The organism is Luteimonas sp. MC1750 (assembly GCF_016615955.1).
In the GTDB taxonomy this organism is placed as follows: Bacteria; Pseudomonadota; Gammaproteobacteria; order Xanthomonadales; family Xanthomonadaceae; genus Luteimonas.
Window position 1 is genome coordinate 2746273 of sequence record NZ_CP067113.1, and the last position, 14672, is coordinate 2760944.

Sequence of the window (14672 nt, forward strand, 5' to 3'; positions counted from 1 at the left end):
GTCAGACGCGCGCGAACACCAGGCTGGCGTTGGTGCCGCCGAAGCCGAAGCTGTTCGACATCACCGTGTCCAGCTTCGCCTCGCGGCTCTCGCGCACGATCGGAAAACCTTCCGCGCGCGGGTCCAGATCGTCGATGTGCGCGGAGCCGGCGATGAAGCCGTCGCGCATCATCAGCAGGCTGTAGATCGCCTCGTGCACGCTGGCCGCGCCGAGCGAGTGCCCGGTCAGCGCCTTGGTCGACGACAGCGGCGGCACCGCGTCGCCGAACGCCGCGCGCACCGCTTCCAGCTCGACGATGTCGCCCAGCGGCGTCGAGGTGCCATGGGTGTTGAGGTAGTCGACGGGCGTCTTCACCGTCGCCAGCGCGTTCTGCATGCAGCGCACCGCGCCCTCGCCGCTCGGCGCGACCATGTCGGCGCCGTCGGAGGTGACGCCATAGCCGACGAGCTCGGCGTGGATCGTGGCGCCACGGGCCTTGGCGTGCTCGTAGTCCTCGAGCACCAGCATGCCGCCGCCGCCGGCGATGACGAAGCCGTCGCGGCCGGCGTCATAGGGACGCGAGGCGACCGCAGGCGTGTCGTTCCAGCCGGACGACAACGCGCCCATCGCGTCGAACATCACGCTCATCGCCCAGTGCTCCTCCTCGCCGCCGCCGGCGAACACCACGTCCTGCGCGCCGTGGCGGATCAGGTCCGCCGCCGCGCCGATGCAGTGCGCCGACGTCGCGCAGGCGGCGGAAATGGAATAGCTGAGGCCGAGGATGCCGAAAGCCGTCGCCAACGTGGCCGAGACCGTCGAGCACATCGTCCGCGGGACCATGTAGGGACCGACCTTGCGCACGCCCTTGTCGCGCAGCAGGTCGGCGGTCGCCACCTGCCACTCGGCCGAGCCGCCGCCCGAACCCGCGATCACGCCCACGCGCGGATGCCTGACCTGGTCCAGCGCGAGGCCGGCATGGTCGATGGCATCGCGCATCGCGACCCACGCGTAGGCCGCGGCATCGCCCATGAAGCGCTTGCGCTTGCGGTCGATCTCGGCCTCGAGGTCGATCGCCGGCACGCCGGCGACCTGGCTGCGCAGGCCCAGCTCCGCGTATTCCGGCACCGCGGTGATTCCACTGCGACCCTCGCGCAGCGCGCGCGAGACGTCGTCGAGCTTGTTTCCAAGGCAGGACACGATGCCCATGCCTGTCACGACTACCCGGCGCATCAGTTGTCCTCGAGGTTCCGGAAAAGGCCCACGCGCATGCTGCTGACGAAGTAGATCTCGTTGCCGTCGACGAAGGTGCGACCGTCGGCGATCACCAGCGGGACCTTGCCGCGCATCACGCGCTTGATGTCGATCTCGTAGCCGACCTGCCTGGCCGTCGGCAGCACCTGGCCGGAGAACTTCAGCTCCCCGCAACCCAGCGCGCGACCACGGCCCGGCTCGCCCAGCCAGGGCAAGTAGAACCCGGCGAGCTGGAACATCGCGTCAAGGCCCAGGCAGCCGGGCATCACCGGGTCGCCGAGGAAGTGGCAGTCGAAGAACCAGAGGTCGGGACTGATGTCGAGCTCGGCCCGGATCACGCCCTTGCCGTAGGCGCCGCCCTCGCTGGAGATGTGCGAGATGCGGTCCATCATCAGCATCGGCGGGGCCGGCAGGCGGGCATTGCCTTCGCCGAACATTTCGCCGCGGCCACAGGCCAGCAGTTGCTCGCGATCGAGGGAGGAAGGACGCGTCATGGGACTCCCGGGTCAGTGCGGCGCAGGCGCCGGAAAAGAGCGCCATTGTGCCACTGCGGGACCGGGGAGACCCGGTCGGGGTCGCGGCGTGCGGTTGGTGGGCCCACCAGGACTCGAACCTGGAACCAAAGGATTATGAGTCCTCTGCTCTGACCATTGAGCTATAGGCCCGCGGGTGCAGATTGTAGTCATGCACCGGAACCCGCGGCCGACGACGCCCGAACATGCAAAAAAAATCGCGCGGCCGCGACCAGACGACGAGTGACTGGCCACGACCACGCGATCCGATCGTGCGGCGGGAACCCCGCCGCACGGCTCGCGATTTCGACGGAATTACATGCCGTCGGTGTTGTTCTCGCCGTCGGCGGCCGCATTGGCCTCCTCGGCGGCGTCCTGCGCCTGCTCGGCCGCGTCGGCAGCCTTCTCGGCGGCGTCGGCAAGGTCCTCGCGGCGGGTCAGCTCGTCGCCGGTGTCGACCTGGCCGGCGATGTGCGAGGCCGCATCGGCCGCGGCATCAGCGGCATCGGCGGCCGCCTGGGCCGACGAGGTCGCCGCCATGTCGCCCGTGGCGGAGGCGTTGGCCGCCGCTTCGTGCGCTTCGGTCGCCGACTCGGCGGCTTCCTGGGCGGAGTTGGCGGCCTGGTCGGTGTTGCTGCAGGCGGCAAGGGCAGCGGCGAAGCCGAAGGCGATGAGGGTCTTGGCGGTGGTATTCATGTGGTCTCCTGTTCCGGGCGCCTTGGTGCGCCGTGGGACGCACAATGCATGTGGCCGCGTGGTGGCCATGCGAAGACGGCGGCTGGGATGCCGGTCCCATTCAGACTCCGTTGGGACCGACCCTGCCGGCACCCCCCGAGGCCGAAAAACAGAAAGGCGCACCGGAGTGCGCCTTTCTTTCATTGCCGGGTGCCCGCAGGGCTCAGTCGATGTCGAGGAAGCTCCGCAGCTGCTCCGATCGGCTTGGATGGCGCAGCTTGCGCAGCGCCTTGGCCTCGATCTGGCGGATGCGCTCGCGGGTGACATCGAACTGCTTGCCCACTTCCTCGAGGGTGTGGTCGGTATTCATGTCGATGCCGAAGCGCATGCGCAGCACCTTGGCCTCCCGCGGCGTGAGGCCGGCCAGCACCTCGTGCACGGTCTCCTGCAGGTTGGTGTTGGTCGTGGCCTCGATCGGGGACTCCACGTTGGTGTCCTCGATGAAGTCGCCCAGGTGCGAGTCCTCGTCGTCGCCGATCGGAGTCTCCATCGAGATCGGCTCCTTGGCGATCTTCATGACCTTGCGGATCTTGTCCTCGGGCATGTCCATCTCCTTCGCCAACTCCTCCGGCGTGGCCTCGCGGCCGAACTGCTGGAGCATCTGGCGGGAGATGCGGTTCAACTTGTTGATCGTCTCGATCATGTGCACCGGGATGCGGATGGTGCGGGCCTGGTCGGCGATCGAGCGGGTGATCGCCTGGCGGATCCACCAGGTGGCATAGGTCGAGAACTTGTAGCCGCGGCGGTACTCGAACTTGTCCACCGCCTTCATCAGGCCGATGTTGCCTTCCTGGATCAGGTCGAGGAACTGCAGGCCGCGGTTGGTGTACTTCTTGGCGATCGAGATCACCAGGCGCAGGTTGGCCTCGACCATTTCCTTCTTGGCCTTGCGCGCCTTGGCTTCGCCGTAGGCCATCGCGCGGTTGATCTCACGCAGGTCGCCCAGGGTCACCATCATCGCCTTCTCGATCGCGAGGGTGGCTTCCTGTTCGGCGACGATCTGGTCCTTGACGTCGCGCAGGCCGCTGGCCCACTTCTGCTTGCGCTTGAGCAGCTCGTCGACCCACTCGAGGTTGGTCTGGTTGCCGTCCCACGCGCGGATGAAATCCTTGCGCGGCATCTTGGCCACGCGGGTCGACAGGTCGAGGATGCGGCGCTCGTGGTCCTTGATCTCGCCGACCACGTCACGGAGCTTGCGCACCAGCACGTCGGTCAGCGGCAGCGGCAGCTTGAGGCTGGTGAAGGTGGCCGCCATCTCCTCGCGCAGCTTGAGCGCCGGCTTGGCCTCGGGGCCGCTCTTGGCCACGGTCTTCTGGAACTTCGCGTACGCGGTGGCCATTTCTTCCATGCGGCGCGCGACCTCGGCCGGATCCGGGCCGGTGGGGCCGGGTTCCTCGGCCGCGGTGTCTTCTTCCTCTTCCTCGGCCTCGGCGTCGTCATCGGTCGCGGTGGCGGCCGCGGCGACGGGCTCGGGCGCGGGCGCGGGCGGGGCCGGCGGCTCGGGGTCGTCCAGGCCATCGGTGAAGCCCACCACGATCTCGGCCAGGCGCTTCTTGCCCGCCTTGTGCAGCTCGTAGTCCTCCAGCAGCATCTCGACCGACCAGGGGAAGCTGGCCAGGGCGGCGCCCATCTGGTTCAGGCCTTCCTCGATGCGCTTGGCGATGGCGATCTCGCCCTCGCGGGTCAGCAGTTCGACCGTGCCCATCTCGCGCATGTACATGCGCACGGGATCGGTGGTGCGGCCGCCCTCGCCGTCCAGCGCGGTGAGCGTGGCGGCGGCTTCTTCCGCGGCGGTGTCGTCGACATCGCGGCCACCATCGGACTCGCCGGCCAGCAGCAGGGTCTCGGCATCCGGCGTGGTCTCATGGACCTGGATGCCCATGCTGTTGATCATGCCGATGATGTCTTCGATCTGCTCCGGATCGACGAGGTCGTCGGGCAGGTGGTCGTTGACCTCGGCATAGGTCAGGTAGCCCTGCTCCAGCCCCTTTGAAATCAGGAGCTTGATGTCGGACTGGGGGGCTGGACGCTCGTTCGCCATGTGGCGCACACCTAGGAAAAAGTGAACCCGTAATTATACCATCCGGCGCGTGGGGTCAGGAACGCAGCAGGAAGGTGACCGGACCATCGTTGGTCAGGCTTACCGACATATGGGCCCCGAAGCGGCCGGTTTCCACCCCCCGGAGATGCAGGCGCCGGCATTCCGCGACCAGGGCGCTGAACGTGCGTTCAGCCTCGGCAGGTGCCGCGGCGGTGCTGAAGCCCGGTCGCAGCCCGGAACGCGTGTCCGCGGCCAGGGTGAACTGGCTCACCAGCAGGAGCCCTCCGCCGGTGTCGGACAGCGACCGGTTCATCCTTCCCGCGTCGTCGGCGAATACCCGGTAGGCCAGCAGGCGCCGCGCCATGCGCGCGACCTCGGCGTCGCCATCCCCGGGTTCGATGCCCGCCAGCACCAGCAGGCCCGGCCCGATGCGGCCGACGGTCCCGCCGTCGATCTCGACGCAGGCGCGGGTCACGCGCTGCAGCAGCAGGAGCATCGGGTCCTCCGGGCGGCATTCAGGGCCGGATAGACTCTCGCCAATGACCGACCTGCTCGCAAGCCTCCTGCATGCCATGGCCACGGCGGTGGGTCGCCTGCCGTGGCCGCTGCAGCGCGCGCTCGGCGATGGCCTGGGTGGCCTGGCGCGGCGCCTGGGCACACGCGAGAGCGTGGTCGCGCTGCGCAACCTGGAGCTCGCCCTGCCCGCGCTGGACCCCGCCGCCCGCCAGGCGCTGCACCGCGAGGTGATGCGCACGACCGGACGGCAGGCGGTGGAGACCCTGCGGCTGTGGACGCGCCCGCACGCCGACAACCTCGCGCTGATCCGCGAGCGCCACGGGGAAGTCCTGTTCGACGCGGCCCTGGCCTCGGGCCGCGGCCTGATCGTGGCGGCTCCGCACCACGGCAACTGGGAGCTGCTCAACCAGTGGCTCGCCGCACGCACCCCGCTGGCGATCCTCTACAAGCCGCCGGAGTCGAAGGTGGGTGAAGCCTTCCTGCGCCGGGTGCGCGCCGACGCCGACGCCGGGCGGGTCACCCAGGTCCGCGCCGAAGGTCCGGGCATCCGCCAGCTGTTCAAGACCCTGAAGGATGGCGGCGTGGTCGGAATCCTCCCCGACCAGCAGCCGAAGGCCGGCGATGGCGTGTTCGCCCCGTTCTTCGGGCGGCAGGCGCTCACCATGACGCTGCTCTCGCGCCTGGCTGAGCGCAGCGGCGCGACCGTGCTGTTCTGCAGCTGCGAACGGCTGGAGGGGCCGGACCTGGCCTATGCCCTGCGCATCGACCCGGCACCCGAGGCGATCCACGACCCCGACACCACGGCTTCGGTCGCCGCCCTGAATGCCGGCGTGGAGCGGATGGCGCGGCGCGCGCCGGCGCAGTACCAGTGGACCTACAAGCGCTACACCCTGCGCCCGCCGGGCAGCGGCGAAACCAATCCCTATCGCGACCTGGAGACCGGACGATGAGCGCCGACGCCGAGGGCTGGCAGTCCCTGCCGCCCAGGGCCCGCACCCTGTTCCTGCTCACCGACGCCGCCGGCTGGGGCCTGCTCGCGGTGCCGGCCATCATCCTTGCCGGCGTCCTGCTGGAGCGGCCGCTGCCGGCGATGCCGGTGGCCTTCGCCGCCCTGGTCATACTCCCGGCCTGGGGCGTCTGGATGGCCCTGCGGCGCTTCCGCTACGCGCGCTGGCTGATCGACGGCACCGGGCTGGGCTATCGGCGCGGCCGCATGTGGCAGGTCGAGACCCGGGTGCCGCGCACCCGCGTCCAGCACGTCGACCTGAAGCGCGGCCCGCTCGAGCGCCATTTCGGGCTCGCGACCCTGGTGGTGCACACCGCCGGCACGCGCGACCGCGCCGTCGCCGTTGCCGGCCTGGATGCGGAGGATGCGTCGCGCCTTCGCGACACCCTCGCGCGCCAGATCGACCAGGACGACGATGACCACGCCGCCGGCTGAGCGCCGCCTGCACCCCTGGTCCTGGCTGTTCGTGCTGCTGCAGCAGCTGCGGCAGTTCCTGGTGCCGCTGGTGGTCCTGGTGTTCGTGGGCGGCCGGGCCGACGACGGCTACCTGCTGTGGCCGCTGGTCGGCGTCGCGGCCCTGGTGGTCAGCGCCGTCTGGCAGTACTACACCTTCCGCTACCGGGTCGACGAGGACCGGCTGGTGGTGCGGGAAGGCGTGTTCGAGCGGCAGGTGCGCCAGATCCCGTTCGCGCGGATCCACAACGTCGCGCTGCACCAGACCCTGCTGCACCGCGCCTTCGACGTCGCCGAGGTCCGGCTGGAGTCGGCCGGCGGCACCAAGGCCGAGGCCGAGATGCGGGTCCTGCCGATGGCCGAGGCGATCGCGCTCGAGCGACTCATCCGCACCCGCGGCGCCGCGACGCCGGCGGTCCCGGGCACGGACACGGCCGATGCCCGCGCCGACGACGCCGACCCCGCGGACGGCCGGGTCCTGCTGGCCCTGCCCTTCGGCGAACAGGTCCGGCTGGGGCTGGTGAGCAACCGCGGCCTGGTCGTGGTGGCCGGCGCCTTCGCGCTGGCCTGGCAGGCCTTCCCCGACCGCGTCATGGCCGACCTGGTGCGCCAGTACGCCGGCCAGGTCGTGGGCTATGCGGGCAGCCTGGTGCACGGGGCGGCCGTCCGGGTCATGGCGCTGGCCCTGCTGGTGCTGTTCGCCCTGGTCCTGCTGCGGCTGCTGTCGGTGCTGCTGGCGCTGACCCAGTACCACGGCTTCCGGCTGCTGCTGCAGGGGCGGCGCGTGACCGTCGAGCGCGGCCTGCTGACGCGCCTGCGCACCAGCGTCTCGCGGCGGCGCATCCAGGCCTGGACCCTGCACGAGGGGCTGCTGCACCGGCTGCTCGGGCGGCGCACGCTGCAGGTCGATACCGTCGGCGGCGCGGGCGAGGCCGGCGAGCAGCGCGCGCTGCTCGAACTGGCGCCGATCGCCACGCCCGAGGCCTGCGACGCGCTGGTGCGCGAGGTCCTTCCAGGCGCGTCCTGGCCACCGGTCGGCTGGCGTCGGCTGCATCGGCGTGCCTGGCAGCGCCTGGCCCTGCCGGGCGCGGCGTTCTCGCTGGTGGCCGCGGCAGCGGCCTCCTGGTACGCCGGCCCGGTCGGACTGGCCGCGCTCGCCTGGCTGCCCTGGGCGCTGTTCGCCGCGCGCCGCCATGCCGGTCGCGCGGGCTACGCGCTGGATGGCCGGATGCTGGCGGTGCGCGGCGGCTGGTGGTCGCGGCACTGGCGCTTCGCCGAGATCGACAAGGTCCAGGCCCTGCGCCTCGAGCAGTCACCACTGGACCGCGCCTTCGGCATGGCCAGCCTGTGGCTCGATACCGCGGGCGCCCGGCCGGGCTCGGAACCGCTGCGCCTGCGCTTCATCCCCGAGGCCGAGGCCCGCGCGCTGCATGGCCGGCTGGCGGCCGAGCTGGCGCGGATGCCGCTGCGCTGGTAGCGGCCCGCGGGGCCAGTCAGGCGCGGCTGGCCTGCCCGATGGTCGCGACCGGCCGCACGTCCGGCGCCGGGCCGGCATCGATGCCGCATCCGGTCCAGGTCCGCCGGGTTCGGCGGGTCTCCTCGCGCAGCGCGCGGTTGAAGGCGACGCCCTCGGCGGTCACGTAGCCGCGCGGGTGGTCGAGGTGGACCACGATCGCCCGGTGGCGGATGCGCTTGCCGCGGATGCCGGCGTTGGCCAGGCGCTCGCCGAACTCGCGGTCCTCGCCGCCATAGCGCATGCGCTGGTCGAAGCCGTTGACCGCGAGCACGTCGCGCCGCCACGCCGACGCGTTGTGGCCGTTCCAGCTCGCGCGCGCCGGGCTGACCAGGTCGAGCAGGCGGGCCATGCCCGGGCCGGCGGTGAGCTTGCGGTCCCGATGCGACCGCGGCATGCCTTCGGCGTGCAGCCAGCTCGCGTCGAAGCAGCGCTGGCTGCGGACGTCCTCCTCCGAGATGGCGCGGCTCGTGGCCATCGGCAGCTTGTGGTAGCCGCCGGAGAGGAAGCGTCCGCGCTCGCGCTCGCGCAGGTGGGTCGACAGGAAGTCGGCGCGCGGGATGCAGTCGCCATCGGTGAACACCAGGTAGTCCGCGCGCGCCGCGGCGATCGCCTTGTTGAGGGCCTCGCACTTGCGGAAGCCCTCGTCGGGCTGCCACAGGTGGCGCACCGGCATCGGCAGGCGCGGGATGAGCGCCTGCAGCCGTTCGCGCGTGTGCGCGTCGCTGCCGTCGTCGGCGACCAGCACTTCGAAGTCGTCGCGGTCCTGGGCGGCGAAGCCGTGCAGCACCTTCTCCAGCCACTCCGGCTGGTTGTAGGTGGTGAAGATGACGCTGGCTTCGGGCTTGCGCTCCATGGCGCGATTATGGCCGGACTCGATGACACCGCGACGCCCCCCGCACGACGCATCGGCCCGAATCCGCGGGCGATAATCGCGGGTCCGTGCCAACACCCTCCGCCCGACCATGCCGCCGCTCTCCGCCACCGTGATCACCTTCAACGAGGCCGACCGCCTTGGCGACTGCCTGGCCTCGCTGGCGTTCTGCGACGAGATCGTCGTGGTCGACTCCGGCTCCACCGACGCCACCCGCGCGATCGCCGAAGCCGCGGGCGCCCGGGTGCTGGTGCGGCCATTCGACGGCTTCCGCAGCCAGAAGCAGTTCGCGGTCGAACAGGCCGCGCACGACTGGGTCCTGTGCGTGGACGCGGACGAGCGCATCGGCCCCGTGCTGGCCGCCGCGATCCGGACCGCGCGCGCGGACGGCTTCCGCGGCGCCGCGGGTTACCGGTTCGCGCGCTGCTCGGCGTACTTCGGCCGCTTCCTGCGCCATGGCAATGCCTATCCCGACCGGCAGATGCGGCTGTTCGACCGCCGCCGCGGCGGCTGGCGCGGCGACCGCGAGATCCACGAGCGTGCAACCGTCGACGGCCCCGTGCGCTCGCTCGACGGGGACCTCCTGCACCTCCCGTTCCGCTCCTTCGAGCATCAGCTCGCCAAGGGCGGCCAGTACGCGCAGATGATGGCGGGGCACGCCCACGCCCGCGGCAGGCGCGCGACGCTGTCGAAGCTGGTCGTGGCGCCGTGGTGGCGCTTCTGGCGCGGCTACGTGCTGCGCGGCGGTTTCCTCGACGGCTGGGCCGGCCTGGTCTACGCCTTCGTGACCGCCGACAACGCGCGCCAGAAGACCATCCGGCTGTGGCTGCTGCAGAACGAGCTCAACGCCCCGTCGGTCCCCAGTACCCCAGCTCGCGACGGATCTGCAGGCCGCGATACAGGGCCGTGAGCGGCCGCCGCCGCAGCCGGCCCAGCTCACCGGCCAGCAGCGCCTCGGTGGCGGCGAGCACGCGCTGCGAGGACCGCCCGTCGCGCCAGGGGTGGATGCTGTCGGCGTAGGCGGCCAGCGCGGCCTGCAGTCCCGGCTCCGGCGCGAACGCATGGTCCAGCATGGCCGGCAGCTGCGCGGGATCGTCGAAGTCGATCATGTGCGGCTTCGGCGCGCGGTTGCGGAAGGTCACCACGGTCTTGCGCTGGACGACGAACTCGCTGACCACCGAGGTGGTGTCGGCCAGCAGCACGTCGGCGGCACGCTGGGCCTCGACCAGCTGCTCCGGCTCGACGAAGGCCGCGTTCGGGCCGGCCAGCGCGCGGTAGCGCGCGAACAGCGCCGGCGCGCATTTCGGATGCAGGGTCAGCAGCCAGTAGTACCGGCCATCGGCGACCTGTGCCGCGATCGCCTCGTAGAGGTGCGGCGCGGCGCTCAGCCGCTCGGTGAAGGTGGCCGCCGACATCACCACGCCACGGCCGCCGGCCTGCGCACGCAGTGACGCCGCCAGCGGTGGCTCCGGGCCGAACAGCGGATCGAGCTTGGGCCAGCCGGTCTCGACCACCTGGAAGTGCCCGGCCTGCTTCGCCAGCGCCTGGAATGGCGCGGTCGTGGCCGGCCCCTGGGTGCAGTACAGGTCGAACAGTCCGCGCAGGCGGAAATGGCCGCGCGCGTCCTCGCGCTTCTCGACGTTGAAGCCGTGGAACAGCTGCACCTTGGCCCCGCCGACGAAGGGCGGCACCCAGTTGGCGGCGCTGAACACCGCGCGCGGGCGCAATCCCACGGCCTCGCGCGCGCTGGCGATCGCGCGCACCGGCGCCGCGAGCCGCGACTGCGCCGCGCCGTCGACCAGCCAGGCGTGCACGCCGTGGCCGGCGTCTTGCAGCGCATCGGCCAGCGGCTGCAGGATGGGCAGCGCATAGCGTTCCGTCGCGAACAACAGGTATTCCGCCATCGACACGTCCTCGGCCCCAGGGCCCGCCCTCTCGGCCTGCATTATCGCGTTCAACGAGGCCGACCGGATCGGCGACTGCCTGGCGTCGCTCGCGTTCTGCGACGAGATCGTCGTGGTCGATTCCGGCTCGACCGACGACACCGCAGCCATCGCCCGCGCCGCGGGCGCACGGGTGCTGCAGCGCGCCTTCGATGGCTTCCGCAGCCAGAAGGACTTCGCGGTCGGGCAGGCGACGCACGACTGGGTGCTCTGCCTGGATGCCGACGAACGCGTGGACGACGCGCTGCGGACGTCGATCCTTGCCGCGCGCGCCGCTGCTTTCGACGGCGCGGCGGGCTACCGCTTCGCCCGGCTCGACCACTACTTCGGCCGTTTCCTCCGCCACGGCAACGCCTATCCCGACCGGGTGCTGCGCCTGTTCGACCGCCGACGCGGCGGCTGGCGCGGAAACCGCGAAGTGCATGAAGCCGCCAGCGTCGACGGCCGCGTGGCCACCCTGGCGGGCGACCTGGTCCACTATCCCTACCGCTCGCTGGAGCAGCAGCTGGCCAAGACCCAGCGCTACGCGCGGATGATGGCCGAGCATGACTTCGCCCGCGGCCGCCGCGCCTCGTTGCGCAAGCTGGTGCTGGCGCCGGCCTGGCGCTTCTGGCGCGGCTACGTGCTGCGCGCCGGCTTCCTCGACGGCTGGCACGGGCTGGTCTACGCCTATGTGCGCGCCAACTACGTGCGCCAGAAGACGGTCATGCTCTGGCTGCTGCAGAACGGGCAGCCGGTGGCGACGCCGCCGTCCGCGCGCGCCGACTGAGGCCGCGGCCATGTGCGGAATCGCAGGTGCCTGGGCGCCCCGTGCCGAAGATGCCGGCGTGCTGCACGCGCTGGGCGCCGCCATGGGCACGGCCATCGCGCACCGAGGGCCCGATGACGCGGGCACCTGGGCGGACGCCGACGCCGGCCTGGTGCTGTCCCACCGCCGACTGTCGATCCTCGACCTCAGCCCGCTCGGCCACCAGCCGATGGCCTCGGCCGATGGCCGCTGGCAGCTGGCCTACAACGGCGAGGTCTACAACCATGCCGCGCTGCGCGCGGAGCTGGAAGGCCTGGGCCACGGCTTCCGCGGCCACTCCGACACCGAGGTGCTGCTGGCGGCGATCGCCGAATGGGGCGTTGACGCGGCGCTGGCGCGCACCAACGGCATGTTCGCCTTTGCCGCCTGGGACGTGCATGCGCGCGAACTCTGGCTGGCGCGCGACCGCGTCGGCAAGAAGCCGCTGTACTACGGCTGGTGCGCCGACGGGAGCTTCGTCTTCGGCAGCGAGCTGGCCGCGCTTCGCGCGCATCCCGCGCTGTCGGCCGAGGTCGATCCGGACGCGCTGGCGCTGCTGCTGCGCTTCGACTACATCCCGGCGCCGCACGCCATCCTGCGTGGCGTGCACAAGCTGTGCGCCGGCCGGCTGCTGCGCATCGACGCGTCGCGGGTGGCCGCCGGCGCCGCGGGCCACGACCCGGCGGGTGACCAGCAGATCTGGTGGAACGCGCGCGAACGCCAGGAGGCGGCGATCGCCGAAGGCTTCGCCGGCGACGAGGCCGCGGCGCTGGATGCGCTCGACGCGCTGCTGCGCGACGCCACCGCACTGCGCATGGAAGCCGACGTGCCGCTCGGCGCCTTCCTTTCCGGAGGCACGGACTCCTCACTGGTCACCGCGCTGATGCAGGCGCAGTCGCCGCATCCGGTGCGCAGCTTCTCGATCGGCTTCGACAACGCGGTGCACGACGAGAGCGCGCACGCCGCCGCCGTCGCGCGGCATCTCGGAACCGCACACACCGGGCTGCACGTCGACGGGCGCGCGGCGCTCGACCTGGTGCCCTGGATGCCGAAGATCTACGACGAGCCGTTCGCCGATTCTTCCCAGCTGCCCACCACCCTGCTGTGCCAGCTGACCCGGCGCCACGTGACCGTGGCGCTTTCGGGCGACGGCGGCGATGAGCTGTTCTTCGGCTACGGCCGCTACGCGCGTGCGCTGCGCAACCGGAGCCTGGCCGCGCGCATGCCGGCACCGCTGCGCGCGCTGCTGGCCCGCGACCACGGCGAAGGCGCCCGACTGGGCGGCGTGGCCGCGCTGCGCGGCGCGCTCGCGGAGCGATCCATCCAGGACGTCGCCCGGGGCCGCGTGCAGCGCTGGCGGCATCCCGAAGCCGTGGTCACCGGCGCGCACCGCCTGGCCACCGCCTATGACGATCCCGCCGCGCTGCCGCGCAATGGCGGCGACGCCGACGCGCTGATGGCGCTCGACTTCGCCTGCTATCTGCCCGAGGACGTCCTGGCCAAGGTCGACCGCGCGAGCATGGCGGCGTCGCTGGAGGCGCGCGCGCCCCTGCTCGACTGGCGCGTGGCGGAGTTCGCCTGGTCGCTGCCGCTTGCGATGAAATGGCGCGACGGCCGGCTCAAGCACCTGCCACGCCGGCTGCTGGAACGCTACCTGCCGACCGCCCTGGTCGAGCGGCCCAAATCCGGCTTCGGCGCGCCGGTGGGCGATTGGCTGCGCGGGCCGCTGCGCGACTGGGGCGAGGCGCAACTGGATCCGCGCCGGCTGCGCGAGGAAGGGCATTTCGATCCCGCCCCGATCCGCGCGCTGTGGCAGGCGTTCCAGGCCGGCGAACGCAAGTGGCACACCCACCTCTGGGGCGTGCTGATGTTCCAGGCCTGGCGGGAGGCGCTGCACGAGGGCACGCCGCACTCCGAACGGACGCCATGAAGATCCTCTACACCAACTTCCACGATTGCCATGGCGGCGGCCACACCACGTATGTGCTGGCGCTTGCGCGCGCACTCGGCGGCCGCCACCGCGTCCATGTCGCGGCTCCACCGGGCAGCCGCCTGCTGGCCGGCGCCGAAGGGCTCGAAGGCGTGTCCGCGGTGCCGCAGCCGTTCCCCAACGGGATCCGCCGGCTCGCCGCGCGCCGCCGCGCCCGCGCAAGCCTGCGCGCGCTGCTGCGCGAGGAGCGCTTCGACCTCGTCCACGTCAACGGGTCCGCGGACCACCGCCTGGTGCTGTCGGCGCTGCGCGGGCTGCCGGTCCGGCCGCGGATCGTGTTCACCAAGCACAACTCCAAACCGGCGTCCGGCGTGGGCGCCTGGTGGCGCGCCCGCCGCGGGACCGACCACGTCATCGCGGTCTGCGACGACACCCGCAAGCGCCTGCTCGACACGCCCTACGGTCGCCTGCCCATGGATGCCGTGCCCAACGGCGTCGACCTCGAGCGCTACCGGCCCTGGCCGGATGACGCACGCTGCCAGGCCCGACGGCAGTGGCTGGGGGCCGGCGGAGACGATGTGCTGCTGCTCGGCTCCAACGCCGGCACCATCGCCTACAAGGGCTGGATGGACCTGGTCGAGGCGCTCGCACTGCTCCCGGAGGTGCAACGCGCACGCGTCAGCGTGCTGCTCGCGGGCGAGCCGCCGGCCGACGATGCACTGGCAAGGATCGAAGCGCTGGAGCTGGGCGGGCAGGTCCGCTTCGCCGGGTTGCTCGACGACATCCGGCCGATGGTGGCGGCGCTCGACGCGGGCTTCGTGCTGTCCTGGGACGTGGAAACCATTTCCTTCGCCTGCCGGGAAATGATGGCGATGGGAAAGCCCGTGCTGGTCAGCGACTACGCCGGACTTCCGGAGAACATCGACCCCGGCGTGGATGGCTGGGTGGTGCCGGCGCGCAGTCCGCCGCGGGTGGCCGACGCCATCCTGCAGCTGCTGGACGCGCGCGACCGGCTGCCGGCGATGGGGGCGGCGGCGCGGGCGCATGCCGAGCGCGCGTTCGGGATCGAACGCTTCGTCGATGCCACCGAGGCGGTCTACTTCCGGGCCGTGGCCGCAGGCGCCTGAGCAG

Annotated in this window: 14 protein-coding genes and 1 tRNA gene; 7 read left to right on the forward strand and 8 right to left on the reverse strand. The window is 71.8% G+C overall.

Going from position 1 to position 14672, the window contains the following annotated elements:
- Position 1: 1 nt before the first annotated feature.
- From fabB to dtd, 6 genes are all read right to left on the reverse strand, one after another.
- Positions 2–1210, reverse strand: a complete 1209-nt coding sequence (fabB, locus tag JGR68_RS12875; RefSeq protein ID WP_199362423.1) for a beta-ketoacyl-ACP synthase I — start codon at positions 1208–1210, stop codon at positions 2–4.
- Positions 1210–1725, reverse strand: a complete 516-nt coding sequence (gene fabA, locus JGR68_RS12880; RefSeq protein WP_199362424.1) for a 3-hydroxyacyl-[acyl-carrier-protein] dehydratase FabA — start codon at positions 1723–1725, stop codon at positions 1210–1212. The genes fabB and fabA overlap by 1 nt, the downstream gene beginning before the upstream one ends.
- Positions 1726–1820: 95 nt before the next feature.
- A tRNA-Ile gene (locus tag JGR68_RS12885) sits at positions 1821–1896 on the reverse strand.
- Between the two features lie 162 nt (positions 1897–2058).
- Positions 2059–2439 (reverse strand): hypothetical protein, encoded by a 381-nt coding sequence (locus JGR68_RS12890; RefSeq protein ID WP_199362425.1) that lies wholly within the window; start codon positions 2437–2439, stop codon positions 2059–2061.
- Positions 2440–2641: 202 nt separating this feature from the next.
- Positions 2642–4519: an RNA polymerase sigma factor RpoD gene (gene rpoD, locus JGR68_RS12895; protein ID WP_199362426.1), complete on the reverse strand. Its 1878-nt coding sequence runs from the start codon at positions 4517–4519 to the stop codon at positions 2642–2644.
- A 55-nt stretch (positions 4520–4574) separates the two neighbouring features.
- The gene (gene dtd / locus JGR68_RS12900) at positions 4575–5015 is read right to left on the reverse strand and encodes a D-aminoacyl-tRNA deacylase (protein ID WP_199362427.1); all 441 of its coding nucleotides are present in this window, start codon (positions 5013–5015) and stop codon (positions 4575–4577) included.
- Positions 5016–5058: 43 nt separating this feature from the next.
- Between dtd and JGR68_RS12905 the strand changes: the two genes are divergently transcribed.
- The 3 genes from JGR68_RS12905 to JGR68_RS12915 are packed head-to-tail and all read left to right on the forward strand — an operon-like array spanning position 5059 to position 7971.
- Positions 5059–5985 carry a lauroyl acyltransferase gene (locus JGR68_RS12905; protein WP_199362428.1) on the forward strand — a complete coding sequence of 309 codons (927 nt, stop codon included), beginning with the start codon at positions 5059–5061 and terminating at the stop codon, positions 5983–5985.
- Entirely contained in the window at positions 5982–6476 is a 495-nt protein-coding gene (locus tag JGR68_RS12910) for a PH domain-containing protein (protein ID WP_199362429.1), read from the forward strand. The genes JGR68_RS12905 and JGR68_RS12910 overlap by 4 nt, the downstream gene beginning before the upstream one ends.
- Positions 6457–7971 (forward strand): PH domain-containing protein, encoded by a 1515-nt coding sequence (locus JGR68_RS12915; RefSeq protein ID WP_199362430.1) that lies wholly within the window; start codon positions 6457–6459, stop codon positions 7969–7971. The genes JGR68_RS12910 and JGR68_RS12915 overlap by 20 nt, the downstream gene beginning before the upstream one ends.
- Positions 7972–7987: 16 nt before the next feature.
- Here the strand turns inward: JGR68_RS12915 and JGR68_RS12920 are convergent, their stop codons facing one another.
- Positions 7988–8863 (reverse strand): glycosyltransferase family 2 protein, encoded by an 876-nt coding sequence (locus JGR68_RS12920; protein WP_199362431.1) that lies wholly within the window; start codon positions 8861–8863, stop codon positions 7988–7990.
- A gap of 109 nt (positions 8864–8972) precedes the next feature.
- Between JGR68_RS12920 and JGR68_RS12925 the strand changes: the two genes are divergently transcribed.
- Positions 8973–9791 carry a glycosyltransferase family 2 protein gene (locus tag JGR68_RS12925; protein WP_199362432.1) on the forward strand — a complete coding sequence of 273 codons (819 nt, stop codon included), beginning with the start codon at positions 8973–8975 and terminating at the stop codon, positions 9789–9791.
- Here JGR68_RS12925 and JGR68_RS12930 read toward each other — a convergent pair.
- On the reverse strand, positions 9724–10785 hold the full coding sequence (locus tag JGR68_RS12930) for a CDP-glycerol glycerophosphotransferase (RefSeq protein WP_199362659.1): 1062 nt from the start codon (positions 10783–10785) through the stop codon (positions 9724–9726). The genes JGR68_RS12925 and JGR68_RS12930 overlap by 68 nt on opposite strands.
- Here JGR68_RS12930 and JGR68_RS12935 point away from each other — a divergent pair.
- The 3 genes from JGR68_RS12935 to JGR68_RS12945 are packed head-to-tail and all read left to right on the forward strand — an operon-like array spanning position 10784 to position 14668.
- Entirely contained in the window at positions 10784–11593 is an 810-nt protein-coding gene (locus JGR68_RS12935; RefSeq protein ID WP_199362658.1) for a glycosyltransferase family 2 protein, read from the forward strand. The two genes, JGR68_RS12930 and JGR68_RS12935, sit on opposite strands and share 2 nt — an antisense overlap.
- Positions 11594–11603: 10 nt before the next feature.
- Positions 11604–13541, forward strand: coding sequence for an asparagine synthase (glutamine-hydrolyzing) (gene asnB, locus JGR68_RS12940; RefSeq protein ID WP_199362433.1), 1938 nt, complete (start codon positions 11604–11606; stop codon positions 13539–13541).
- Entirely contained in the window at positions 13538–14668 is a 1131-nt protein-coding gene (locus JGR68_RS12945) for a glycosyltransferase (protein ID WP_199362434.1), read from the forward strand. Before asnB ends, JGR68_RS12945 begins: the two co-directional genes overlap by 4 nt.
- The last annotated feature ends 4 nt before the right edge of the window (positions 14669–14672 follow it).